Raw genomic sequence first — 22,994 nt, forward strand, 5'->3', positions numbered from 1 at the left:
ACGGAATCATTCTCATGGCAACAACTCAATACTACGGTACTGGCCGCCGCAAGACCTCTACCGCTCGCGTTTTCATCGCGCAGGGTGAAGGTAAAATCAGCGTAAACGGTCGTTCCCTGGACGAATACTTCGGCCGCGAAGTGGCGCGCATGATCGTGCGTCAGCCGCTGGAAATGGTCGACATGGTCGAAAAATTCGATATCAACGTAACTGTGAAGGGCGGCGGTTCCTTCGGTCAGGCGGGTGCTATCCGTCACGGCCTGACCCGCGCTCTGATGCAGTACGACGAGTCTCTGCGTCAGCCGCTGCGTGCAGCTGGTTACGTAACTCGCGACGCTCGTGCAGTTGAGCGTAAGAAAGTCGGTCTGCGCAAAGCGCGTAAGAAGCCGCAATTCTCCAAGCGTTAAGCGAGAATTCTCTTTTTTATGGCCCGGCAAATGCCGGGCTTTTTTTTGCCTGTGGCTTTGATTGTATCGAGCTTGCTCACAGGTGCGCGTTTTGTGACCTGTTTAAAATCCCGCCAGTTCGCGGCGAGATTGCCGACGTTCGCGCCGGCATTCGCCTTGTATAGATTTGGCATTTTCTTTAACATTGCGCGAATTTCTATCCGCTTGCATATGGGGTTTGGCCATTTTGTTCTATGGCTAGGCGGGCGGGCCAGTTGTAGGGGAGTTTCTGTTTAAGTCTCTGATTTCGCGGCAATAGGGTTCTTCTGTTGTTGCGCGGGTGCTCTGTTCTCTCTGGTTTTTGGCCACTGAGGTTGCACCGTTGCTACCGGATTGCGGGTAACCCTGATTTACCGCATTGGGTGGCTCTTGGATTCTTGACAGAGGTTTTCCGGAATTTTGGGTTTGGGCCAGTCAGTCTCGGGCTTACGATCAGGTAAGTTACGGGGCGCTGTGATGGGAGATCTACGTCATGAGTGATGACGGTGTAAATGTGGGGCGTCGTCGATTCCTGACCGCCGCTACCTCCGTTGTAGGTGGTGCCGGGGCAGTGGGAGTCGCTGTACCTTTTGTCGCCTCCTGGAATCCGAGTGCCAAAGCGAAAGCCGCGGGTGCGCCAGTAAAATACAACATTGGCAAGCTGGAGCCGGGCCAGATGGTCACCGTCGAGTGGCGTGGCAAGCCGGTATATGTGGTTCGCCGCACCCAGGAAGTGCTGGACAACCTCGCCAAGGTGGATCCGTATCTGCGTGATCCCAATTCTGAAGAATCTACTCAGCCCTCCTACGTGAACCCGGAAAACCGTGCGATCAAGCCGCAGGTTCTGGTGCTTGTCGGTCTGTGTACCCACCTCGGCTGCGCGCCCATGTATCGCCCGGAAGTGGGCACCGCCGACCTCGGCGGTGATCAGTGGCAGGGCGGCTTCTTCTGTGCCTGTCACGGTTCCAAATACGATCTGGCCGGCCGCGTTTATACCGGTGTACCCGCGCCGTACAACCTGGAAGTACCTCCCTATTCCTACGAAGGGGATGACGTAATCGTAATCGGCGTGGATCAGGAGGGCAGCGCATGAACTGGCTAACCGCACTGGGGGATTGGGTCGACCAGCGACTGCCGATCTATCGCGCGTGGGATACCCATATGGGTAAATACTACGCGCCCAAGAATTTCAATTTGTGGTACTTCTTTGGTGTGCTCTCCATGCTGGTTCTGGTGAACCAGCTGCTGACCGGTATCTGGCTGGTCATGAGCTACTCACCTACTGCAGACGGCGCTTTCGCCTCTGTGGAATACATCATGCGCGACGTGGATATGGGGTGGATTATCCGCTACCTGCACTCCACCGGTGCCTCTGCCTTCTTCGTGGTGGTCTACCTGCATATGTTCCGCGGACTCATGTACGGCTCCTATAAGCCACCGCGCGAGCTGGTGTGGATCTTCGGCATGTGTATCTACCTGGTGCTGATGGCAGAAGCCTTTATGGGTTACGTACTGCCCTGGGGCCAGATGTCCTACTGGGGTGCACAGGTAATCGTATCCCTGTTCGGAGCTATCCCCGTGGTGGGCGAAGATCTGGTGCAGTGGATTCGCGGTGACTACCTGATTTCCGGTATTACCCTCACGCGTTTCTTCTCCCTGCACGTGATCGCGCTGCCGCTGGTGCTGGTGCTGCTGGTTGTACTGCACATCCTGGCGCTGCACGAAGTGGGTTCCAATAACCCCGACGGCATCGACATCAAAAAGCACAAGGACGAAAACGGTAAGCCCCTGGACGGCGTGGCCTTCCACCCGTACTACACCGTGCACGACCTGGTCGGTATCGCTGTATTCCTGTTCGCCTTCTGCGTGGTGGTGTTCTTCTTCCCTGAAATGGGTGGTTTCTTCCTTGAGTACGCCAACTTTGAAGAAGCGAACCCGCTGAAGACTCCGGAGCACATCGCGCCGGTATGGTACTTCACTCCGTTCTATGCGGTGCTGCGTGCGGTGACCATTGATATCGGCCCGCTGACGGCGAAGTTCCTCGGTCTGGTGGCCATGGGTGCGGCGATTGCGGTTCTCTTCGTGCTGCCCTGGCTGGATAAGAGCCCGGTGCGCTCTATCCGCTACAAGGGCTGGCTGCCGAAAGTGCTGCTGATGGTGTTTGCGGCGATCTTCATCATCCTCGGCTACCTGGGTGTGAAGTCTCCGACTCCGGGGCGTAACTTCCTGGCGCAGGTAGCGACCCTGTTTTACTTCGCGTTCTTTGTGACCATGCCGATCTGGACCAATCCGACTACCCGCAAGGGCCTGGCGTCCTGGATTGTGAGTGGAGCTTTTGCCTTCATGTTTCTGTGGATGGCAGTGGTGAACTTTAAAGCGAGCCTGTTTGTGTTCGTGATGACCATGGTATTTGCGGTGTTCTTCGCAGCACTGCCGTGGCTGACCGATCGCGACGAGGTGCATCCTGAGCCAGAGCGTGTAACCACCCAGTCGGGTAGCAAGTCCTTCATCCTGTTGATGACCGGTATTATCTCGGTGCTGTTACTGACCTTTATTCCGATCAAGGCGGTAGGTGCAGCGAGTTCAGTCGAGCTGGATTACATCAAGACCGATCTGACCGACAAGCCCTCGCTGCAGCGCGGAGCCAAGTACTTCGTGAACTACTGCATGGGTTGTCACAGTGCGAACTTCTCCCGCTGGGAGCGCGTGGCCACGGATCTGGACATTCCCAATGAGCTGATGGTGCAGAACCTGGTACTCGGTGACGACAAAATTGGCGATCTGATGCAGATCTCCATGAAACCGGAAGATTCCAAAGCGTGGTTTGGCGCCACTCCGCCGGATCTGACCCTGGTAGCCCGGGCTCGCTCTCCAGAATGGCTGTACACTTACCTGCGTAGCTTCTACAAAGATGACAGCCGTCCACTGGGTGTAAACAACAAGGTGTTCCCGAACGTGGGTATGCCTCATGTGCTGATGGAGCTGCAAGGTCTGCCGGAATGTGCCCCGGGCCCCAAGCGCGATCACGGTAAAGTGGTGCGCGATGAAATGGGCAATCCGATCATGGATGCCAATTGCGGCAGCCTGGCGGTGGGTAAAGTGAAAGGCTCAATGACTGATGTGGAGTATGATCAGGCAGTCTATGACCTGGTCAATTTCATGGAGTACGTAGCTGAGCCCATGGCGGAAACACGCAAGCGTATTGGCTTCTACGTACTGGCGTTTATCCTGGTGTTCTTTATCTTCGCCTGGTTGCTAAACCGCGAATATTGGAAAGACGTGCACCACTAAGCGCGAGCCAGTCATATTTCCGGGTGGTGGGCCGCCGGTATTCCGGTATCAGCCCGCCGCCCGTTTTCTGTTTTGAATAGTTGGTCCGGAATCGTTCCGGCCAGTAGATTGAGGTAGTTCCATAATGGGTGTGCCGACCAACAAGCGCTCCTCCATGACCTTCTTTTCCGACGGTCGTTGTCACTTCAGCCACCGTGTACGTATCGTACTGGCGGAAAAAGGCGTTTCCGTAGAGATCATCGATGTCGATCCCGATGACAAGCCGGCGGAACTCGCCGACCTCAACCCGTACAACTCCCTGCCTACCCTGGTAGACCGCGATCTGGTGCTGTTCGAAACCAAGGTCATGATGGAGTATCTGGACGAGCGCTTCCCGCACCCGCCGCTGCTGCCTGTGTATCCGGTTGCGCGCGCCCAGAGCCGCCAGATCATGCACCGCATCGAGCGCGACTGGTGTCCGCTGGTAGACAAGATTCTGGCTGGTGGCAAAGACGTCGCTGCAGCGCGCAAAGACCTGCGCGATAGCTTTGTGGGTATCGCCCCCATGTTCACCGACCTGCCGTACTTCTTTAACGAGGAGTTCTCTCTGGTAGATTGCTGCATGGCTCCACTGCTGTGGCGTCTGGACCAGCTGGAAATTGCCCTGCCGAAAACCAAGCAGGCCAAGCCACTGCTGGACTATATGGATCGCCTGTTTGAGCGCGAAGCCTTCCAGCAGAGCCTGACCGAGTACGAACGCGAAATGCGCGCCTGAGGTGCTGATTGAATAAGCCGTCGATGACGTCCAACCGCCCGTATCTGTTGCGGGCGTTTTACGAGTGGATCACTGATAACAAGTGCACTCCCTATCTTCTGGTGGATACCCACTTAAATGGCGTGCTGGTACCGCAGCAGCACGTCAATGAAGATGGTCAGATTGTGCTGAATGTGTCGGAATCCGCGGTGATGGGCCTCACCATGGACAACTATGCAATCCGCTTCAATGCGCGTTTTGGCGGTGTGCCTACCGATATTCAGGTGCCGGTGGGCGCGGTGGTGGGGATTTATGCCCGGGAGAATGGCCAGGGCATGGTGTTTGAGCCGGAAGAGACGCCGGAGCCGCCAGAGCCCACACCGCCAACCACCCTCAAAAAGCCCTCTAAGAAGCCGGCCTTGCGCGTCGTCAAATAGTGCAAACGTCGACGCTGGCCAAAAGCTCTGTGACGAGCTGGCGGCCGGCGCTTCGCTCTTCTCCCCCGCTGTTGTTGCTCTTTTCATTACCTTTTTGGCGCGTTTGATTTGCTGGCGTAAAAATTGACGCCAGAATCCTGTTATTCATTGGTGAATTGACCCGGCCCTTCCGATACTGCAAACAAGCGGTGTACAGGAGGACCCCAAGTGAAATTACTCAGCCATACCATTGGCATATTTACCAATCCGGACAAAGAGTGGCAGTCCATTCGCGCGGACAAGCACTCGTTTCTGCAGGTTTTTCTGAGCCATGTGCCTATCCTGGCGCTGATCCCTTGTATTGCCGGCTATATCGGTGTGACTCAGGTGGGCTTTGAACTCGGCGGGCACGTGTCGAAGTTGACGCCAGCGAGTGCCGGTAGTTTGGCGATAGTGACCTACCTGGCGTTACTGATCGGGATTTATCTGGTCGGGGAGTTTATAAACTGGATGGCGAAGGCCTACGGCGTTGAGGGCGATGAGCCTACCCGTCACTACGAAGGCACGGCGCTTGCTGTATTCGTCACAACACCGGTGCTTTTGTCGGGCATTGTAATGATTTACCCCCACCTTTGGCTGGTGGTGACCGTGATGGGGCTGGCGGCTATTTATTCTGTTTACCTGCTCTATGAGGGTATCCCCATCCTGATGAATATGAGTAAGGAGCGTGCGTTTCTGTATGCGAGTGCGGTTCTGACCATCGGGCTGGTGGGGATGGTCACAATCATGATCTGCTCTGTGATCATCTGGACCATGGGGGTCGGACCGGTCTATCAGCATCACTATTAGTGACAGAATTTCAGAGTGTGTTGCGAAAAAGCCGGCAGTTGTGCCGGCTTTTTTAGTTTTACGAACATTGCGGCCGCGTTTGCGGGTCAGATGGCTGTGCTTGTTGCCCTGGATGTGCCTGTATCCGTTTCCGGTGAGAGTGCACGGTGGCTTTCGGGGATCGGCGGCATTGGGCAATCCAGGCAGTCTGCAATGGCCCGCAGCAGCTCAACTTCACCGCCGCCGATGACACCGTCGTGGGCCAGTGTTGTCGCCAGGGCCTTGAGCACCAGAGGCTTCTGCAGGGGCCTGGTATCACGCGCAATGGCAATGGCCTTATCCAGTCGTTGCAGGGTGATATCCGTGCGTGCGGGAAGCGGTGCGGCCTTCAGGCTGAGAATGCGGGTGCCGGCCTCAAAGGCCCGTTTCGCGGTAAGGTAGTCCTCGCAGTCCGCATGGGCCATTGTGGCTAGTAGAAATTGCTGCGCATCACTGACCGCCGTTGCTTTGCCTGTGCTGGCGCCCTGCTTGCGGTGCTGGTCAGGATTGGGTTCGAGGCCGTGCATCAACACCCGGTACAGGGCCCACTCCCGGATCTCTATCTTGCCGTCGGCGCGCAGCAGCTTGATGACGTTGCGCTTGAACACCTGGAATTGTTGCGGTGCCAGCGCTTTGAGTGCAGGAATACACAGGTCAATGAGCGGCAGGCGATAGGTGACTGGCGTCTCGCTCAGCACCGGGGCGAGTCGTTGAAACTCTCGCAGCACTGCCGGGTGGGCAATTTTTTCAAGCATTGCGATCTGGGCTGCGCGGTGCGCCTGTTTATCGGCGCGCTCGGTATCTGCCATCAGCAGTCCATACACCAGCGCTCGCGCTGAAAATGGGTCGTGCGCCGCGGCCTTTAGCGGTGGAGGAATGTTCGCCAGCAATGACCTGGCAAGAGCGTGCTGCTGGTAAGAAGGGGTGGCGATATTGTTGTCGACGACCTCGACCACCTGGTCCAGGCGCGTTTTGTATGCTGTGCCCGCGGCATTGCCCGTGCCGGTTCCAGGGTGCATATGCGAAACCGGCGCTGATCCTGTATCCGTCGCGGCCCCTGAACGTATTTCGCTGCCTTCGACGAGACTGTTGCCTTGGCCTGGCCACAGAGGGTCCAGGCGTTGAATCCGAGCGTGCAGTGGCGGGTGGGTGGCGAAAAGGCCGAGAAAGCTACTCTTCAGGCCACTGGCAAAATACATATGACTGAACTCGCTGGCATTTGCAGCCTGTAGTCGGGAGCCGCTGTCGTGCCCGGCGATTTTCTTCAGCGCGTCGGTAATACCCTGATGACTGCGGGTAAATTGTACTGCTGATGCATCAGCCAGGAATTCCCGCTGGCGACTCACTGCCGATTTGATCAGATTGCCAAAAAACGTTCCGATGTAGCCGATGGCTGCGAGTCCCGCGCCAATACCGAAGAAAACCGCGCGTCCGCGGCTGCGTCCGCTGCCTCCCCAGTAGCTGCCGCGTACTAACCAGCTGCCCAGCAGGCCGATAATCAGGATGCCATATAGCAATCCGATGATGCGAATATTGAGGCGCATATCCCCGTTGAATATATGGCTGAATTCATGGGCTACCACGCCCTGAAGTTCGTCGCGGCTCAGCTGTTCGATGCAGCCGCGCGTCAGTCCTATCACTGCATCGCCGGGCGCATATCCTGCGGCGAAGGCGTTGATCGCTTCGTCTTCCAGGATATACACGTCGGGCACCGGCGTACCGGACGCCAGCGCCATCTCCTCCACCACGTTGAGTGCGCGCTGCTCCGCAAGGTTGTGCGGTGAAGTATTGATCTTGCGCCCGCCAAGGGATTCGGCGACCGCGCGCCCACCATCGGCCAGTTGCCGCAGCCGGAACAGGCTCGCGAGGCCGATAATCGCGACGATGGTGATGGCGATGCCGGCAATGGTGTCCCAGCCCAGCCTGCCGAGCATTGATGTCAGCGAGAACCCTGTACCGGCGGTACTCAGGTCGGAGTAGCTGGTGATAAACGCTACAAACAGTGTGGTAATCGCAACCAGCCCGAACACGGCTGCCACAAACAGGGCGATCAGCAGTGCGCTGTTGCGTCGGGCGCGATCCTGATACTCGAAAAAATTCATTGGTGGTGCGCGCCTCTGACTAGAACTCTACCCGGGGCGCAGCCTGGAAAGCTTCGGAATCCGCAAACTCCAGCAGCTTGCCGTTCTCGCGGTGACCAAAAAAGCCCGCGAAGAATACCGGGGGAAGCTCTGGCGGAAGACGTTGTATGTAGTGACGCCGTCGTTGAACGCCTGGCGGGCAAAGGAGACTTTATTTTCCGTGCTGGTGAGCTCTTCCATCACCTGCTGAATCGTCTGGTTGGCTTTGAGGTCCGGGTAGGCTTCCATGACGACGTTGAGCCGGCCAAGGGCGTTGCTCAGCAGGCCCTCTGCACTGCCCAGATCCGCCATAGCAGACGCACTGCCGGGGTTATTGGCGGCTGCCTTCAGCCCCGCGACGGCGGAGTTGCGTGCAGAAATGACGGCTTCAAGGGTCTCGCGTTCGTGCTTCAGGTATCCCCGGGCGGATTCCACAAGGTTTGGAATCAGGTCGTAGCGGCGTTTTAGCTGGACTTCGATCTGAGCGAAAGCATTCTCGTAGCGGTGTTTCAGTGAAACCAGTTTGTTGTAGATGCCGATAACGTAAAACACCAGGGCGGCGATGATCACCAGCCAGACAATGGTCGATATTTCCATAGAGTCCAGGGTCCAGATTGTTGTGAGGAGACCGGTGGGGACCACGATTGACGGATCCGCCAGTGCGATTGATCTGTATCGGTTTATTCCACCATTGCGCCTGATACTACCATGAGCAATACAACGAAAGGTGGATGGTCATCTCATCGGGTGTCTGGGTTATAATTCGCCACCAAATCAGGACTTGGCGCAATACTGGTCAGCCATTTGCGGCGGTTTCCGTAAAATATGGAGTGAAAATAGCATGAGCGAGCAAACAAAAGACCCTGTGGTCATCGTAGGTATTTCCCGTACGCCAATGGGGGCAATGCAGGGGGCTTTGTCCGGCCTCAGCGCGCCGGAGCTTGGCGCGGTGGCGATTCGTGGTGCCCTCGCTGATGCCGGCGTGGATGCAGCGGATGTGGACGAAGTGTTGATGGGATGTGTATTGCCCGCGGGCCTGGGGCAGGCGCCTGCTCGCCAGGCGTCTTTGGGGGCGGGTATTCCGGAGGGTACCCCGACCACCACAGTCAATAAGGTCTGTGGCTCGGGGATGAAAACCGTAATGATGGCCCGCGATGCGCTGCTTTCCGGCGATGCCAAAGTGGTTGTGGCTGGTGGTATGGAGAGCATGAGTAATGCGCCCTACCTGTTGCCGAAAGCCCGTGGCGGTATGCGTCTCGGGCACGGTGAGGTGCTGGACCATATGTTTACCGATGGTCTGGAAAATGCCTATGACGGCCAGTTGATGGGTAACTTCGCCGAGTGCACCGCGGACAAGTACAGCTTCTCCCGGGAAGAGCAGGATGCCTTTGCTATCGAGTCACTGGCACGTGCCAATGCTGCGATTGAGTCAGGCGCCTTTCGGCGCGAAATTTCTCCGGTCACCGTGAGCACCCGCAAAGGTGATCACGAGGTCTCCGTGGATGAAGGCCCGGGCAATGCGCGCCCGGACAAGATCCCCCAGCTGCGTGCGGCCTTCCGCAAAGATGGTACTGTCACCGCGGCCAACGCCAGCTCCATTTCTGACGGTGCTGCAGCTCTGGTGTTGATGCGCGAGAGCGAGGCGAAAGCCCGTGGAGTAAAAGTGCTGGCAATACTGCGTGGCCAGAGCCAGTTTGCTCACGCGCCAGAATGGTTCACTACTGCACCGGTCTCGGCTATGGCAAATCTGCTGGATAAAACTGGCTGGAGTGCGGCAGATGTGGACCTTTATGAGATTAACGAAGCGTTTGCCGTGGTCACCATGGCTGCGATGAAAGAACTGGACCTGTCTCGCGACAAGGTCAATGTGAACGGTGGCGCCTGCGCGCTGGGGCATCCGCTCGGCGCCAGTGGTGCGCGGGTAATTGTTACCCTGCTGGCGGCACTGGAGAATCGCGACCTGAAGAAGGGAGTGGCGAGCCTGTGTATCGGTGGTGGTGAAGCAACGGCGATAGCGATCGAGCGCCCGTAACGGGTTCGCTTGTTAGAAACAAAAAACGGAGGCAATGCCTCCGTTTTTTGTTTTCGGTACTTTCTTTTCTCTGCTTCGGGCTTTTCTCTGCTTGGGAAAGTCAGTCGATATATTCCACCGCTTTCACCACTTTCTGTACGCCACCGACGGTACGGGTTTTCTCCGCTGCGTTCTCGGCTTCCTGTCGGGTTAGCAGGCCCATCAGATAGACAACACCGTTTTCCGTAACCACCTTGATGCGCCCGCTGTCGATTTCTTTATCGGTAAGCAGGACACTTTTAACCTTGGTGGTCAGCCAGGTATCGCTGGTGCGAGCCAGTACGGAGGTTGTGCCGCGCACCTGAATCTCGTTGTACACCTGGCGCACCGAGTGTACCTGTTGCGCGGTTCGCCCAGCGAGGTCGCGCAAGTCGTTACTGGATACCTGACCTGTCAACAGCACTACACCATTAAAACTGGTGACGTCGATATTGGATTCTTTTAACTCCGGGTGCGCCTTGCGCAGATTTACCCGGGTGATGGTTTCCAGCTGCTGGTCATCAATATAGGTGCCGAAGCTGCGCTCGCCCGGATCGGGCTGAATAGGACCGTCGTGGGTGGCGTCCAGCACAGTGGCGCAGCCACTCACAAGGGCCAGCAGGCCGCCGGCGAGGGCCAGCTTCAGCGAGGTGGAACGTTTTCTAGAAAGATTTTTATGGGTGCTCGGTTGCATGGATTACTCCTCGAATCCGCCAAACAGGCTACTGTCGATCAGGTCGCACAGGCAGAACAGTATCAGTAAATGTACCTGGTGCACTTCCGGTGCTACCGGAGAGGGAACACGCAGTTCTATGTCGTGCACGTCGAGCAGGGCAGTACAGTCGCCATCACCTTCGCCGCCGGTCAGGGCAAGCACGCCCATATCGCGATCGTGGGCGGCGCGAATGGCCTGGACCAGGTTCGAATCCTGTCCATCGGTGCTGATGATGACCAGCAGATCACCGGGTTGCCCCAGGGCGCGAATTTGCCGCGCGTAAGACTCGGCACGGCCGTGATTGCGCGCGACAGTACCGGTGGTTACCGCATCGCCGTTCAATGCAATGGCCGGTAGCCCCGGGCGTTCGCGCTCGAAACCGCCCATCAACTGTGCTGAAAAACTTTGTGCCAGCGCGCCACTCAATCCATTGCCACAGATCAGGAGTTTGTTTTCCGCCAGCAGGGTGTGCACGATCATTTCGCTGGCTTCGGCAATGTAAGGTGCCAAAAGTTCACCCGCATTCATGGTTGCTTCAATGCTGTGGTGAAACAGCGTTACCACTCTCTGTTCCATGTACTCTGTGTTTTCCTATGGGTGAACGTAGCCGTAAAGGGGTGAACTATTGCCCGAAGGCGTTTTGTATCCAATCTAAATTCAATGGTTCGCCGCGCTGTCCCTGCTCGATGGTGATGACATCAAAGCGACAGGGGCAGTCCAGTCCGCGCATCTGCAGGTAACCGTTGGCGGTGAGCAACAGTTTCCGCTGCTTGCGCTGGTCAACGGACATTCCGGCACCGCCAAACAGGCGGTTGCGGCGGTAGCGCACTTCCACAAACACCAGCGTGTTTCTGTCGCGGGCGATCAGGTCGATCTCGCCAAAGCGGCCGCTAAAATTCCGTTCCACAATACGCAGTCCGGCCGCAATCAAATGCCGCTCGGCCTCCGCTTCCATCTGGCTGCCAATACTGGTGGTATCCATACACTTTTTCCATGCTTTCCGGGTCCGAGGAAAGCGCTAACCAAAAAGACGCGCTCGGTTGACGAGCGCGTTACGATTTTCGATCAATCGTTGTGCGCGCTGCTGTCGGAAATTGCAGGCGGTGCTTCGGCGGTGGTGATGGGCACCGGTGCTCCCTTGTCGATTTTCGCCCAGATCTGCTCGCGCACGATGCGGCCGTCAGAGGTCAGGCTCAATGCCCCGGTGAGCCCGTAAACCTGTTGCTCCGGGAACTGGCGCAGAATCGGCAAGCGCGGGTAGAGGCGGAACGCATCGGCACCCAGCGCATAGAGCCGCGCAAAGGCCGGCGCTGGAGCTGCCTGCTTCACAATATTCTGTTTGGTCTGGTTGTCGTCTTCAAACAGCCACGGCAGGGCGGTAAAGCGCACACCGTTGATATCCCGGTCGCGCTGGCGGTCCACATTGCCGGCAAAAATCTGCGAGGTGGAGTACACCGGCAGTTCGCCCGCGTAGAAGAACGACAGCATGGGTTTGATCTGGCGCGCTTGCTGCGGCTGTGCCAGCACAAACAGCATGTCTACATCGCCGCGACGGCGCGGGGTGAACTTGAGCGGGGCCGCCAGTTTGCTGCGCAGTGCGCGCTCGCGCTCTTTGCTCTCCGGGATCAGCAGTGCGTCGCTCACCAGTTGTGAGAAGTTGCTGTTGTCCTTGTAATTGCGGCTGACGCTGACACTTCCGCCGAGGCGGTTCCACTCCTCGGTAAATGCCTGCAGGCCGCGCTGGCCCCAGCCGGATTCCGGTGCCAGGATCATCGCCTGACGGTGGCCCTGGCGGTACGCCTGCTGCGCCACCTGGCGGGCTTCGTCTTCAATGGCGAGGCCAAACTGCACCAGATCGTCGGTCAGGCGGCCTTCGTCGCCGTAGTTGAGGGCCAGCGTGGGAACCGGGAGTTTCTCGGTCGCCAGCAGGTTGGCCACCTTGCTTTTGTCCAGCGGGCCCACAATTGCCTGGGCGCCGTTGTTGATGGCGGTCTGGTAAATTTCTTCAAACGGCTGCTGGGTGCCGGTGTCGTACACCTGTACCTGCGGGGTGGGTGCCCCGGCATCCAGCGCGCTGTAGTAGGCCGCCATAAAGCCGTCGCGAATGGCGTGCCCCGCGGAGCCCAGAGGGCCGGAAAGCGGCAGCAGCAGGGCGACATTCTGTGCCGGCTGGGATGCCAGTTGCTCCAGCAGCTGCAGCGCCTGGGGTGGGTGCTGTACCGCCGTGTGTGCCGGCCACTGCTGGCGCCAGCGGCTGAGCGCGGTCAGCTGGGTGCTGATATCTGCCTGGGTATCGCGCCCCAAAAGCGCCAGCTGATACCAGGCGCGCATTTCTGGTGACAGGCTCTCTTCAGCACGCAGGCGCAGCTCTTTGGAGGGGAGCTGCGTCAACAGTTGCCAAAGGCCGTCGTTGTTGGTGTAGGCCGACTGTTCATCCAGTGGCAGGCCCGCAATCCGCTGGCGTTCCTTGATTCCGCTGTCGATATCCCCCATCAGGCTCCACAGATCTGCGCGCAGATTGCGCAGGGGCAGGGCGGTGGTTGCCGGAATCTGGAACCAGGACTGCTCCAGGCGCGGTGCGCTGACCAGATCGAGCGCGGTGAAAAACTCGTCGTCGGCAGCCAGGGCGCTGCCGTAGACCTGCGCGTATTGCGCGTACTCGGAATCGGTCAGCTGCTCCGGGTCGATACTGCTCGCAGCCTGTCTGACCGTCGCGTTATCGCCCAATCCGTATAGAATGGCGGCCGCCTGCAATTGCGCCTGGTCCTTTTGCGGTGACGGCAATTGGCGCGCCTCGCTCATCAGGCGCATGGCGCTCTGGCGGTTGGCAGTGACCCCGTCCCCCGGGGTGGCAGGGATCTGCGCGCCAGGCTGGGTGCTCGGGGTCTGGCAGCCGGCCAGCGCCAGCGCCAGGGTGCCTGCGGCCAGGCTATTTAAAATGAAGGGAATGCGCCGGGAAAGGGCGGACATATTCTTCTCCCACAAAACTTATTCTGGAGTGAACTATGGGGCTTGATACAGCGGTGCTTTATATCGTCGCGACGCCCATTGGCAATTTGGCGGATATGGTACCGCGAGCCGTTGAAGTTCTACAATCCGCGGATCTCGTGGCGGCGGAAGACACCCGTCACAGTCAGAGACTTTTTTCCCACTTTTCCATCGATACGCCGCTGGTTGCCTACCATGACTACTCGGACGACGTCCGTACCGGAAAGATCCTCGAGCGACTCGCCCAGGGGCAGACCGTAGCGCTGATATCCGACGCCGGCACCCCGTTGATCTCCGACCCGGGCTATCGCCTGGTGCGCGAGGCCCGCGAGCAGGGCTTCCCGGTGGTACCCATTCCCGGCCCTTGCGCCTTCGTCGCCGCCCTGTCCGCGGCGGGGTTGCCCAGTGACCGCTTTACCTTCGAGGGTTTCCTGCCGGCCAAGTCCCTGGCCCGGGAAAAGGTGCTTTCTGCACTGTCAGGCGAAACTCGCACCATGGTGTTCTACGAAGCCCCACACCGGGTGCTGGAGACGCTGGAGGCGATGGCTGGGAGCTTCGGCGGGCAGCGCGAAGCGGTGATTGCACGGGAGCTGACCAAGGCATTCGAGACGATTCAGTTGTTGCCGCTCGCTGAACTGGTGGAGTGGGTGAGGGCGGATAGCAATCAGCAGCGCGGTGAGATAGTGCTGCTGGTGCGCGGTGCAGAGGAGGCGAAGGTCTCGGAATTGGATAGTGAGTCCGAGCGAGTAATGAAGCTGCTGCTGGCGGAGTTGCCGCCCAAGCGGGCAGCAGCCGTGGCGGCGGAGATCACCGGGGTGAACAAAAAGGTGCTGTATAACTGGTCGTTGTCGCAGAAGTAACAGTGTCAGATGAGCAGGTGACGATGCCGGGTATAGCTTTGTGAGACCTTCTGCGACAAGGATGTCGCGGAAGAGCCCCCAGGGAAGGGTTCACGGCGTGTCTCACAAAGCTATACCCGGTAGCGCCACCGCCAGGGAACTTTAAATAGGTACTGAGAGGATTTGGCTTGCATCCGGGGTCAGTGCTCATTAACCTTCGCGCCCGAGTCAGCCAGACAATCGCTGTTTTACTGCTTTCGGGCGGTAAGATGGAGGAAAGTCCGGGCTCCATAGGGTGGGACGCCAGGTAACGCCTGGGGGGCGCGAGCCTACGGAAAGTGCAGCAGAGAGTAGACCGCCGATGGCTTCCTTGGAAGCACAGGTAAGGGTGAAAGGGTGCGGTAAGAGCGCACCGCGCGACTGGCAACAGTTCGTGGCACGGTAAACCCCGTTCGGAGCAAGACCAAATAGGCCCCCTATAGCGAAAGCTAAAAGGTGTGACCCGCACTGGGGGCGGGTAGGTCGCTTGAGGTGTCTGGTGACAGGCATCCCAGATGAATGATTGTCCGCGACAGAACCCGGCTTATCGGCTGACTCGACTTATTCTTACGTAGCAGTGGCGCGTTTGTGCTGCTGGTTCAATCGGGTGGCGGTGTTGGTGCTTGAAGGGTCCGGTGGCGGTGCTGCTACCGGGTATGGCCTTGCGAGACACGAGCTAGGCGCCCCCCCTCAACCCATCCCTGGGGGCTCTTCCGCGACATCCCTGTCGCAGAAGGTCTCGCAAGGCCGTACCCGATATCAGCCCCTTCGCGTCGACTATTTGGGGCTACTTCTGCAGCAGCAACCCACACTCACGGTGTTCCTCGCCCTTCGTCGGGTCAAAGTACACATCGTTATCCGGCAGATCGTTCTCGTAAACATACTCTTCCACATCAATTTCCTTGAGGTGGAACATCGGCGCTACGCGGATGGTGCCGTGGTTGCCCTTGGTGAAGACATCCAGCCCCTTGCGGTGCGCGTTCTGGTCGTGGCGGATACCGTTTAGCCAGACGTCCGGCTTCAGCTCCTGCATGGCGCGGTTGAAGGGTTCCAGCTTCACCGTGCGCGAGAAAAAGTCGTGCTCCGGAGTGTCCAGGGGCGGAATGCCACCGTACACCGCGTTGTAGTGGGCCGCGGACATTTTCGGCGAGTAAGTGTACAGGTTCAGGTCTAGCAGCTTGATGACCTTCTCGATATGGCGGTAAGTCTCCGGCGTGTTGTAGCCATGGTCTACCCAGATTACCGGGATGTCCGGCTTGGCGCGGGTGACCAGGTGCAAAAAGGCGACGGCCAGGGGGCGGAAATTGGTGAAGACCACGGGGTTTTCGGCTTCCGCGATGGTGTAGGCCATGATTTCACTGGGTTTGCTGCCTTTGAAACGCTGGTTGAGCGCATCCAGGTCGGCACCGTGGTGGAAGGTGCGAGTGGGAACGCTCTGTTTGCTCAGTCCGGCGGATAGGCCCATGTCGATAAATTCCTGCTGAATTTTGAATAGGGCAAAGCTACAGCGTGTCGATGTCCATTAAAAATAATAAAAGCTGATTTTTATATGCCTCTCCGTTCTATCCCCGCAGACTCGACGCCCCAAGCCTTCCCCTTTGCATGAATTGTAGGGCGTGGCGCGAAAGTCCGTATTGGCGCAAATTTCCCTCCGGGTGAGTTGTGGCTGGTCAGTTCTCGTAAGTGCCTGCTTACTTTTGTGCTTTTTCAGTCTGCTCATGGGGCTTTCGCGTGAAGTTAAAGTGACTTGTTAAGTTGGCAGAGTAAGTGCTTGCTCTGCTGCAGTTTTGCGCAACCCCACCTCTGTTTGAAATGTAAACACTTCGCCTGCAGGCCGCGAAATTACTAGGCCTTTTCCCCTTTTCTCCCCGCTATTTCCTTGACTTTGTTGCGCCCAGATTTATAGTGTCGTAGGTGGAGAAAAGTGGAAATTTGTGGGGCAAAGTGGGACGAATGTGGTGGTGAGTGGTAATTCACGCAACACCGTGTCGCCGGGTGGCAGGAAGTGTCATCGCTCTGCGGATGAAATTTGATTAATAACCAGGCAATTGCTGATCCATGTATCTGGGCAGTCACGCAATCAATATGGACGCCAAGGGGCGTCTGGCGATTCCGGCGCGAGTGAGAGACTCGCTGCTGGAAGATTGCGGTGGTCGCCTGGTTGTGACAGCGCATACGGAAGAGCGCTGCCTGCTCGTCTATCCTGATGCACAGTGGCGCGAAATTCTTCCAAAGATCGAGGCGCTGTCCAGTTTCAATAAAGTGGCGCGTCGCGCCCAGCGGTTGTTGATCGGTTATGCCTGCGAGCTGCAGGTGGACGGCAACGGCCGCGTGCTGATCCCGCCCACCTTGCGCGAGTACGCGGGGCTTGAGAAAAAGCTGATGCTGGTGGGGCAAGGGAAAAAACTGGAGTTGTGGAGCGAGGACCGCTGGATGGACTGGCTCGACGACAGTGAGGGGGATGGAGAGATGCCGGAAGAAATGGCCTCTCTCTCCCTGTAAACGAATTCAACTAATCGCAGGAGAGTGGGGTGTCCCAGGATCTGCATCGCAGTGTGTTGTTGCGCGAGGCTGTGGACGCCCTGGTGGTGGATCCGGACGGCTTGTATGTCGATGGCACCTTTGGTCGCGGTGGCCACAGTGCGCTGGTACTTGAGCAGCTGAGTGACGCGGGCCGTCTGGTGGCGGTGGATAAAGACCCGCAGGCCATCGAATTTGCCCATGAACGCTTCGCCGGCGAGCCGCGCTTTGATATCTGGCACGGCTCTTTTGCGGATATGGATCAGGCCGTCGCCGGTCACGCGGGCCGGGTAACCGGAATCCTGCTGGATCTGGGTGTCTCCTCACCGCAGTTGGATCAGGCGGAGCGCGGATTCAGCTTTATGCAGGACGGTCCGCTGGATATGCGCATGGATACCAGTCGCGGCATGAGTGCGGCGGAGTGGGTGAATACCGAGTCCGAGGCCGAAATGGCGCGGGTCTTCAAAGAGTACGGTGAGGAGCGTTTTGCACGCCGTATGGCCGGGGCCATCGCGCGTCGTCGTGTCGAAAAGCCGTTTGAGCGGACGCTGGACCTGGCGGAAGTGGTCAAGGCCGCCAATCCGGCCTGGGAAAAAGGCAAGCACCCGTCCACGCGGGTGTTTCAGGCGATCCGGATCCATATCAATGGCGAGCTGGACGACCTGTTCCAGGCGCTGGACAAGTCGCTGGCGCTCCTCAAGCCGGGCGGGCGGTTGGTAATTATCAGCTTCCACTCGCTGGAAGACCGGATTGTGAAGCGGTTTATCCGCGAGCAGGAAAAGGGGCCGCAGTTGCCCCGCGGGCTGCCGGTGATGGACAGCCAGATCAACAAAACCCTGCGCTCGATTGGCAAGGCCGTAAAAGCCGAGGCGCAGGAAGTGGGCGAAAACGTCCGTTCGCGCAGTGCCGTAATGCGTGTTGCTGAGCGTCTGGGCTGATCGCAGGTTATGGCGGCGACGGCGACAAATAAGTGGTGGCTGGCGGGGCTCTGGGGGCTGGTGATGGTGTCCGCCCTGGGGGTGGTGCACACCACGCATCAGAGCCGGGTACTCACGGCGCAGCTGGAGCAGGCTCAGCGCTACCGGGATGAGCTGCGTTACGAGCAGGAGCGACTGCTATTGGAGCGCGGAGCCTGGTCGGCCTATAGCCGGATCGAGCAGGTGGCAAAAGAGAAGCTGGATATGCATGCGCCCGGGCCATCGGAGCGGGTGCTGGTAACGACAGATTAGATGGCCGAATAGACAGGTAAACAGACGGCGAAGCAGCGCCGCAAAGAAGATTGCGATAACAACAGGGATTTCGGGATAACCTCAATCATGGGTGCCGTGAAAAAGCAGCAGCAACCACAACAGCAGCCGGGTATCGCCCGCTGGCGCTTTGCGCTGGTGGCGGGGCTACTGTGTGCGCTCGCCGCAGCCCTGGTGGTACACCTGGCTGGCCTGCAGGTGCTGCCGGAGCAGGACAAGGGTTACCGCTTCCTGCAGGATCAGGGGCGCGCCCGCACAATCCGTACCGAAGAAATTGCCGCCTACCGCGGCAGTATCGTCGATCGCAACGGTGAACTGCTCGCGGTAAGTACCCCGGTGCACACCATCTGGGCCAATCCGCAACTGCTGAAAGAGGCAAGCGCCGACCAGTTGCGCCAACTGGCCTCCGCCCTGGGCACGCCGCCCGCGCGTCTCGCCAAGCGTCTGGAAAAGTACCGCAACAAGGGCTTTATGTACCTGCGCCGTCATATGACGCCAGAAGGTGCGCAGAAAGTCCTGAAGCTGGACCTCGCGGGTGTCTACAGCAAAAAAGAATACCGCCGCTTTTACCCGGCCGGTGAAGTCACTGCCCAGCTGCTGGGCTTTACTAATATTGACGACCTCGGTCAGGAAGGGCTGGAGCTTGCCTATGAGCAGTCCCTAGCTGGCGAGCCGGGCAAGCGTCAGGTAGTGAAAGACCTGAAAGGCCGCACCGTGCGCGATCTGGCAGTGAAGCAGGAGGCGCGCCCTGGTCGCGACCTGCAGCTCACTATTGATATGCGCCTGCAGTACCTGGCCTACCGGGAGCTGAAAAAGGCGGTCACGGAAAATGGCGCCGCGTCCGGCTATATGGTGATTCTGGATACCCGCACCGGCGACGTGCTGGCAATGGCCAATCAGCCATCGTTTAACCCCAACAACCGCGCCGGGGTGAAAGCGGCCGCCATGCGCAATCGCGCGCTGATCGATCAGTTCGAGCCGGGATCCACCATCAAGCCATTGACCGCACTGGCGGCGCTGGAAACCGGCCGCTGGCAGCCGCATACCCGTATCAATACCAGCCCCGGCTATATCCGTCTGCCGGGCAAGACCCTGCTGGATCCGGTGAACTACGGCGAAATCGATCTGACCCGGGTGATCACCAAATCGAGTCAGGTGGGTATCACCAAAGTGGCGATGGATCTGGAGCCGGAGACCCTGCGGGGGCTTTTTTACCGACTGGGGCTGGGTGAGGCCGTTGGCAGTGGGTTCCCCGGGGAGGCTCCCGGCATCCTGCCAACCCGGGGACGATGGCACCCCATTGAGCTGGCCAACTTTGCCTTCGGCTACGGTTTAACAGTAAACGCGGTGCAACTGGCTCAGGCCTACAGTGTGGTCGCCAACGCCGGGCTCAAGCGCCCGGTTTCGCTGATTCTGGAGCAGGGAAAAAAGGCAGAGCCCGCCGATCGGGTTGTGGAGTCGGAGCTGGCGCGGGAAGTGACCGCGATGCTGGAAACCGTGATCGGCCCTGAGGGCACCGGCAAGCACGCAGCAGTTGAGGGCTACCGGGTCGCGGGCAAAACCGGCACCGTGCACAAGGTGGGTAGAGAAGGCTATGCGGATAACCGTTATCGCTCGGTATTTGCGGGCTTTGTACCGGCAGACAATCCGCGCCTGGCGGCAGTGGTGGTGATCGACGATCCCACCAGCGCCAAGTATTACGGCGGTGAAGTCGCCGCGCCCGTGTTCGGAAAAGTAATGACTGGCGCCATGCGCTTGCTGCAGGTGCCACCGGAAGAAATTGCGCCCGCCGAGCGACAGCTGGCGACGCAGCTGGACGAGAGAGGTACCACATCGTGACCCAGCGCAATCAAAACCAAACCGGCGCGAAAGAAGTGCGCAGCGTATCCCTAACAGCGCTGGTGCCGGGCTACGCAGGTATTCCTGATATTTGTGTCACCGGTGTCGCACTCGACAGCCGCCAGGTGCAGCCGGGCGATGTGTTTATGGCGTTGCGCGGCACTGTAGTGGATGGCCGCGAATATATCGACAGTGCCATCAGCAGCGGTGCAGCAGTGGTACTGGCTGATGGTGAGGCCCTCGGCAGTGAGGAGCGCAACGGCGTGCAGGTCGTCACCGTGCCCGGTCTTGCTGCACGCGTGGGTGAAATCGCCGCGCGTTTTTACGGTAACCCCAGTGCCTCCATGTATCTCGTGGGGGTGACCGGCACCAATGGAAAGTCCACCTGTGCCTATCTGACCGCACAACTGCTGGCCGCACATTTTGGCAGTGCCGCAGTGATGGGCACCATCGGCAATGGTGTCTGGAAAAACGGCGATAGCCAGCTTGTGGACACCGGCCTCACCACCGCTGACCCGGTGCGACTGCAAAAAGACTACGCAGAGTTTTTTGCGCTGGGTGCCCGCGCTGGCGCCATGGAGGTTTCATCCCACTCCCTGGCGCAGGGGCGGGTGCACGGGCTGGAATTTGATACCGCGGTTTTTACCAATCTGACCCGGGATCATCTGGATTATCACGGCAATATGGCCGCCTACGGTGCCGCCAAAGAAAAACTGTTTGGTTTGCCGAAGCTGAAGCGCGGTGTGATCAATATTGACGACCCCTTTGGTGCGCAGATGGTTGAGCGCTGCAAGCTGCGCGGCCTGAAAACCATTACCTACGGTTTGCAATCCGGTGATCTACAGATCCGCGACCTGAAGCGCCTGGACAGTGGTTTTTCCGTACATTTAATTAGCCCCTGGGGTGAAGGCGAACTGAAAGCACCGTTGATTGGTGATTTCAATATTCACAACGCTCTGGCCGTTGTTGCTGCGGCGGGCGCCGCGGGAATGCCGCTCGACGAAATCCTCGCCGCGTTTGAAACGATTCGCCCGGTACCTGGGCGGATGGAACGTGTCGCCAGCAGTGTGGCAGAAGATATCAACGTACTGGTGGATTACGCCCACACTCCGGACGCGCTGCGCGCGGCACTGGAAGCCGCACGCCCGTATTGTCGCGGCAAACTGTGGTGTGTTTTTGGCTGCGGTGGTGATCGCGATTCCGGCAAGCGCGCCCCCATGGGGCGAATCGCAGCAGAGCTGTCAGATTGCGCGGTCGTCACCAGCGATAATCCTCGCGGTGAAGATCCGCAGAAAATTATCGATGACATAGTGCAAGGCATTGATGGTCAGCAGTGTGTGGTGAAAATCGATCGCGCAGAAGCCATCGCTTTTGCGATTGCGCAAGCCGAGCCGGGCGATACGGTTCTGATCGCCGGCAAGGGCCACGAGGACTACCAGCTGATCGGCGGTGAAAAACTGCACTTCTGCGATCGTGAGCAGGCCGCCGCCGCCCTGGATCAGCGTGCAACCGCGGGGAGCGAACAATGATTGCGCCGATCTCCCTGGAACAGTTACAGCAACGGTTTGGCGGAGAGCTGATCAATGGCTCGGTGACGTTTGATGCGGTGTGCACCGATACCCGCAAGCTGGATTCCGGTGCACTGTTTGTCGCGTTGCGCGGCGAGACCTTCGATGCCCACGACTTTCTGGAAAAAGTCGATGGCGAGGTTCTAGGCCTGGTTACCGAAAAGCGCCTGGAAAACTCCAGCATGCCCCAGTGGCTGGTGCCGGACACCAATATTGCCCTTGGGCAGATTGGTCGCCAGTGTCGCGATCAATTCAGTGGCCCGGTTATCGGCATTACCGGTTCCTGTGGCAAAACCACGGTAAAGGAAATGATGGCGGCCATTTTTGGTCAGCGTCATCAGGTGTGTGTTACCCGGGGTAATCTGAATAATCACTTCGGCGTGCCCATGACCCTGTTTTCCCTGGCGCCGGAGCATGAAGTTCTGATCGTCGAGATGGGGGCGAGCGGCCCCAATGAAATCGGCTATCTGTGCGGCATTGCCAAACCCGGGATCACTGCGGTCAACAATGTGATGCCTGCACATGTCGAAGGTTTTGGCTCGGTGGATGGCATCGCCACCGCCAAGGGGCAGATTTACACCAGCCTCGATCCGGAAGGGATTGCGGTGGTGAACGCGGACGATAACTACGCGGATTATTGGCGCGGCGAAATGCCGGAGGGCGTGCGCACGCTGGAAGTTGGTTTCGGTCATCAGTGCGCGGTACATCCGGATAACGTTCAAATAGATGAGCTGGGTTGTGCCTCTTTCGATTTGATTGTCGAAGGGGTTTCGCACCCGGTGCAGTTGCGCGTGCTCGGTGAGCACAATGTGCATAACGCGCTGGTAGCCGCCGGCTGCGCTCACGCTGCAGGAATCCCTGTGGCGGAAATTGCAAGTGGCCTGAGTGCAGCCAAAGGCGTGGGCGGGCGAATGCAGTCACAAGAGGGGCGTAATGGCGCCACGGTAATTGATGACAGCTACAACGCCAACCCTGGGTCGGTCAGTGCGGCCATTGAATTGCTGGCCCAGCGCACCGGCAAGAAAATCCTGGTGCTCGGCGATATGGCCGAACTGGGTCCGGAGGCGGATAGCGCGCACCGGGATATGGGGAAGCTGGCCCGCGAACGGGGTATCGACCAGCTGTTTACCCTGGGGACTTTGAGCGGCGCGGCGAGTGTGGAATTCGCCGCGGGCCGCCAACACGGACAAAGGAATTTTTCCGAACGCGAGCCGCTGATTCAGGCACTCGCCCCGGAACTGGATGGAAACACCACTGTGCTGGTGAAAGGTTCCCGCAGTGCGCGAATGGAACTGGTTGTGCAGGCACTGACCAACGGGATTCAAGAAAAGGTTTAA

The 22,994-nt window shown here is 58.6% G+C and carries 21 protein-coding genes, 1 other RNA gene and 1 pseudogene; 15 read left to right on the plus strand and 8 right to left on the minus strand.

The window, feature by feature from the left end; translation table 11 throughout:
• Positions 1-14 precede the first annotated feature (14 nt).
• Complete coding sequence (rpsI, locus tag ACYX4K_RS02375; RefSeq protein ID WP_043317418.1) at positions 15-407, plus strand: 30S ribosomal protein S9; 393 nt, start codon at positions 15-17, stop codon at positions 405-407.
• Here the strand turns inward: rpsI and ACYX4K_RS02380 are convergent.
• Positions 404-592 carry a hypothetical protein gene (locus ACYX4K_RS02380; RefSeq protein WP_475093700.1) on the minus strand — a complete coding sequence of 63 codons (189 nt, stop codon included), beginning with the start codon at positions 590-592 and terminating at the stop codon, positions 404-406. The two genes, rpsI and ACYX4K_RS02380, sit on opposite strands and share 4 nt — an antisense overlap.
• Positions 593-918: 326 nt before the next feature.
• Between ACYX4K_RS02380 and petA the strand changes: the two genes are divergently transcribed.
• The 5 genes from petA to ACYX4K_RS02405 all read left to right on the plus strand — a co-directional run bounded on the left by petA (position 919) and on the right by ACYX4K_RS02405 (position 5,714).
• Entirely contained in the window at positions 919-1,518 is a 600-nt protein-coding gene (gene petA, locus ACYX4K_RS02385; protein ID WP_475093699.1) for a ubiquinol-cytochrome c reductase iron-sulfur subunit, read from the plus strand.
• Positions 1,515-3,716: a ubiquinol-cytochrome c reductase gene (locus ACYX4K_RS02390; RefSeq protein WP_475093698.1), complete on the plus strand. Its 2,202-nt coding sequence runs from the start codon at positions 1,515-1,517 to the stop codon at positions 3,714-3,716. Before petA ends, ACYX4K_RS02390 begins: the two co-directional genes overlap by 4 nt.
• Before the next feature lie 124 nt (positions 3,717-3,840).
• Positions 3,841-4,470, plus strand: a complete 630-nt coding sequence (locus ACYX4K_RS02395; protein WP_475093697.1) for a glutathione S-transferase N-terminal domain-containing protein — start codon at positions 3,841-3,843, stop codon at positions 4,468-4,470.
• Positions 4,471-4,493: 23 nt separating this feature from the next.
• On the plus strand, positions 4,494-4,886 hold the full coding sequence (locus ACYX4K_RS02400) for a ClpXP protease specificity-enhancing factor (protein WP_475093960.1): 393 nt from the start codon (positions 4,494-4,496) through the stop codon (positions 4,884-4,886).
• Positions 4,887-5,093: 207 nt separating this feature from the next.
• Complete coding sequence (locus ACYX4K_RS02405; RefSeq protein WP_043317409.1) at positions 5,094-5,714, plus strand: Yip1 family protein; 621 nt, start codon at positions 5,094-5,096, stop codon at positions 5,712-5,714.
• Positions 5,715-5,800: 86 nt separating this feature from the next.
• Here ACYX4K_RS02405 and ACYX4K_RS02410 read toward each other — a convergent pair whose 3' ends face one another.
• Complete coding sequence (locus tag ACYX4K_RS02410; protein WP_475093696.1) at positions 5,801-7,834, minus strand: M48 family metallopeptidase; 2,034 nt, start codon at positions 7,832-7,834, stop codon at positions 5,801-5,803.
• A gap of 19 nt (positions 7,835-7,853) precedes the next feature.
• Positions 7,854-8,449 (minus strand): annotated as a pseudogene (locus tag ACYX4K_RS02415) (LemA family protein).
• 244 nt (positions 8,450-8,693) lie between these two features.
• Here ACYX4K_RS02415 and ACYX4K_RS02420 point away from each other — a divergent pair.
• The gene (locus tag ACYX4K_RS02420) at positions 8,694-9,884 is read left to right on the plus strand and encodes an acetyl-CoA C-acyltransferase (RefSeq protein WP_475093694.1); all 1,191 of its coding nucleotides are present in this window, start codon (positions 8,694-8,696) and stop codon (positions 9,882-9,884) included.
• A 100-nt stretch (positions 9,885-9,984) separates the two neighbouring features.
• Here the strand turns inward: ACYX4K_RS02420 and ACYX4K_RS02425 are convergent, their stop codons facing one another.
• From ACYX4K_RS02425 to ACYX4K_RS02440, 4 genes are all read right to left on the minus strand, one after another.
• Entirely contained in the window at positions 9,985-10,596 is a 612-nt protein-coding gene (locus tag ACYX4K_RS02425) for a BON domain-containing protein (RefSeq protein WP_475093693.1), read from the minus strand.
• Between the two features lie 3 nt (positions 10,597-10,599).
• Positions 10,600-11,193 (minus strand): SIS domain-containing protein, encoded by a 594-nt coding sequence (locus ACYX4K_RS02430; RefSeq protein ID WP_475093692.1) that lies wholly within the window; start codon positions 11,191-11,193, stop codon positions 10,600-10,602.
• A 46-nt stretch (positions 11,194-11,239) separates the two neighbouring features.
• Positions 11,240-11,599: a YraN family protein gene (locus ACYX4K_RS02435; RefSeq protein ID WP_475093691.1), complete on the minus strand. Its 360-nt coding sequence runs from the start codon at positions 11,597-11,599 to the stop codon at positions 11,240-11,242.
• A gap of 83 nt (positions 11,600-11,682) precedes the next feature.
• The gene (locus ACYX4K_RS02440) at positions 11,683-13,587 is read right to left on the minus strand and encodes a penicillin-binding protein activator (protein WP_475093690.1); all 1,905 of its coding nucleotides are present in this window, start codon (positions 13,585-13,587) and stop codon (positions 11,683-11,685) included.
• A gap of 35 nt (positions 13,588-13,622) precedes the next feature.
• Here ACYX4K_RS02440 and rsmI point away from each other — a divergent pair, with 35 nt between their 5' ends.
• Positions 13,623-14,465, plus strand: coding sequence for a 16S rRNA (cytidine(1402)-2'-O)-methyltransferase (gene rsmI / locus ACYX4K_RS02445; RefSeq protein WP_475093689.1), 843 nt, complete (start codon positions 13,623-13,625; stop codon positions 14,463-14,465).
• Positions 14,466-14,668: 203 nt separating this feature from the next.
• An RNA gene (rnpB, locus tag ACYX4K_RS02450) (RNase P RNA component class A) lies at positions 14,669-15,046 on the plus strand.
• A gap of 224 nt (positions 15,047-15,270) precedes the next feature.
• Here rnpB and ACYX4K_RS02455 read toward each other — a convergent pair.
• Positions 15,271-15,948, minus strand: coding sequence for a phosphoadenosine phosphosulfate reductase domain-containing protein (locus ACYX4K_RS02455; protein WP_475093688.1), 678 nt, complete (start codon positions 15,946-15,948; stop codon positions 15,271-15,273).
• Positions 15,949-16,541: 593 nt separating this feature from the next.
• Between ACYX4K_RS02455 and mraZ the strand changes: the two genes are divergently transcribed.
• The 6 genes from mraZ (at position 16,542) to ACYX4K_RS02485 (ending at position 22,994) form a co-directional block, all read left to right on the plus strand.
• Positions 16,542-16,985 carry a division/cell wall cluster transcriptional repressor MraZ gene (gene mraZ / locus ACYX4K_RS02460; protein ID WP_231759774.1) on the plus strand — a complete coding sequence of 148 codons (444 nt, stop codon included), beginning with the start codon at positions 16,542-16,544 and terminating at the stop codon, positions 16,983-16,985.
• A gap of 29 nt (positions 16,986-17,014) precedes the next feature.
• Positions 17,015-17,941 (plus strand): 16S rRNA (cytosine(1402)-N(4))-methyltransferase RsmH, encoded by a 927-nt coding sequence (gene rsmH, locus ACYX4K_RS02465; RefSeq protein WP_475093687.1) that lies wholly within the window; start codon positions 17,015-17,017, stop codon positions 17,939-17,941.
• Positions 17,942-17,950: 9 nt separating this feature from the next.
• A complete protein-coding gene (gene ftsL / locus ACYX4K_RS02470; protein WP_475093686.1) occupies positions 17,951-18,232 on the plus strand; it encodes a cell division protein FtsL in 282 nt (93 codons plus the stop codon).
• 87 nt (positions 18,233-18,319) lie between these two features.
• Entirely contained in the window at positions 18,320-20,089 is a 1,770-nt protein-coding gene (locus ACYX4K_RS02475; protein ID WP_475093685.1) for a peptidoglycan D,D-transpeptidase FtsI family protein, read from the plus strand.
• A complete protein-coding gene (locus ACYX4K_RS02480; RefSeq protein ID WP_475093684.1) occupies positions 20,086-21,618 on the plus strand; it encodes a UDP-N-acetylmuramoyl-L-alanyl-D-glutamate--2,6-diaminopimelate ligase in 1,533 nt (510 codons plus the stop codon). Before ACYX4K_RS02475 ends, ACYX4K_RS02480 begins: the two co-directional genes overlap by 4 nt.
• The gene (locus ACYX4K_RS02485; RefSeq protein ID WP_475093683.1) at positions 21,615-22,994 is read left to right on the plus strand and encodes a UDP-N-acetylmuramoyl-tripeptide--D-alanyl-D-alanine ligase; all 1,380 of its coding nucleotides are present in this window, start codon (positions 21,615-21,617) and stop codon (positions 22,992-22,994) included. The genes ACYX4K_RS02480 and ACYX4K_RS02485 overlap by 4 nt, the downstream gene beginning before the upstream one ends.

Source organism: Microbulbifer sp. ABF4_107, assembly GCF_056312215.1.

What these genes read in the sequence shown, in the direction of transcription:
- ACYX4K_RS02440 (WP_475093690.1), bottom strand. Translation starts at nt 13,587, where the DNA reads ATGTCCGCCCTTTCCCGGCGCATTCCCTTCATTTTAAATAGCCTGGCC.
- ACYX4K_RS02410 (WP_475093696.1), bottom strand. Translation starts at nt 7,834, where the DNA reads ATGAATTTTTTCGAGTATCAGGATCGCGCCCGACGCAACAGCGCACTG.
- rpsI (WP_043317418.1), top strand. Translation starts at nt 15, where the DNA reads ATGGCAACAACTCAATACTACGGTACTGGCCGCCGCAAGACCTCTACC.
- ACYX4K_RS02390 (WP_475093698.1), top strand. Translation starts at nt 1,515, where the DNA reads ATGAACTGGCTAACCGCACTGGGGGATTGGGTCGACCAGCGACTGCCG.
- ACYX4K_RS02435 (WP_475093691.1), bottom strand. Translation starts at nt 11,599, where the DNA reads ATGGATACCACCAGTATTGGCAGCCAGATGGAAGCGGAGGCCGAGCGG.
- ACYX4K_RS02420 (WP_475093694.1), top strand. Translation starts at nt 8,694, where the DNA reads ATGAGCGAGCAAACAAAAGACCCTGTGGTCATCGTAGGTATTTCCCGT.
- petA (WP_475093699.1), top strand. Translation starts at nt 919, where the DNA reads ATGAGTGATGACGGTGTAAATGTGGGGCGTCGTCGATTCCTGACCGCC.
- ACYX4K_RS02430 (WP_475093692.1), bottom strand. Translation starts at nt 11,193, where the DNA reads ATGGAACAGAGAGTGGTAACGCTGTTTCACCACAGCATTGAAGCAACC.
- ftsL (WP_475093686.1), top strand. Translation starts at nt 17,951, where the DNA reads ATGGCGGCGACGGCGACAAATAAGTGGTGGCTGGCGGGGCTCTGGGGG.
- ACYX4K_RS02380 (WP_475093700.1), bottom strand. Translation starts at nt 592, where the DNA reads ATGTTAAAGAAAATGCCAAATCTATACAAGGCGAATGCCGGCGCGAAC.
- rsmI (WP_475093689.1), top strand. Translation starts at nt 13,623, where the DNA reads ATGGGGCTTGATACAGCGGTGCTTTATATCGTCGCGACGCCCATTGGC.
- ACYX4K_RS02400 (WP_475093960.1), top strand. Translation starts at nt 4,494, where the DNA reads ATGACGTCCAACCGCCCGTATCTGTTGCGGGCGTTTTACGAGTGGATC.
- mraZ (WP_231759774.1), top strand. Translation starts at nt 16,542, where the DNA reads ATGTATCTGGGCAGTCACGCAATCAATATGGACGCCAAGGGGCGTCTG.
- ACYX4K_RS02475 (WP_475093685.1), top strand. Translation starts at nt 18,320, where the DNA reads ATGGGTGCCGTGAAAAAGCAGCAGCAACCACAACAGCAGCCGGGTATC.
- ACYX4K_RS02425 (WP_475093693.1), bottom strand. Translation starts at nt 10,596, where the DNA reads ATGCAACCGAGCACCCATAAAAATCTTTCTAGAAAACGTTCCACCTCG.
- ACYX4K_RS02455 (WP_475093688.1), bottom strand. Translation starts at nt 15,948, where the DNA reads ATGGGCCTATCCGCCGGACTGAGCAAACAGAGCGTTCCCACTCGCACC.
- ACYX4K_RS02485 (WP_475093683.1), top strand. Translation starts at nt 21,615, where the DNA reads ATGATTGCGCCGATCTCCCTGGAACAGTTACAGCAACGGTTTGGCGGA.
- ACYX4K_RS02395 (WP_475093697.1), top strand. Translation starts at nt 3,841, where the DNA reads ATGGGTGTGCCGACCAACAAGCGCTCCTCCATGACCTTCTTTTCCGAC.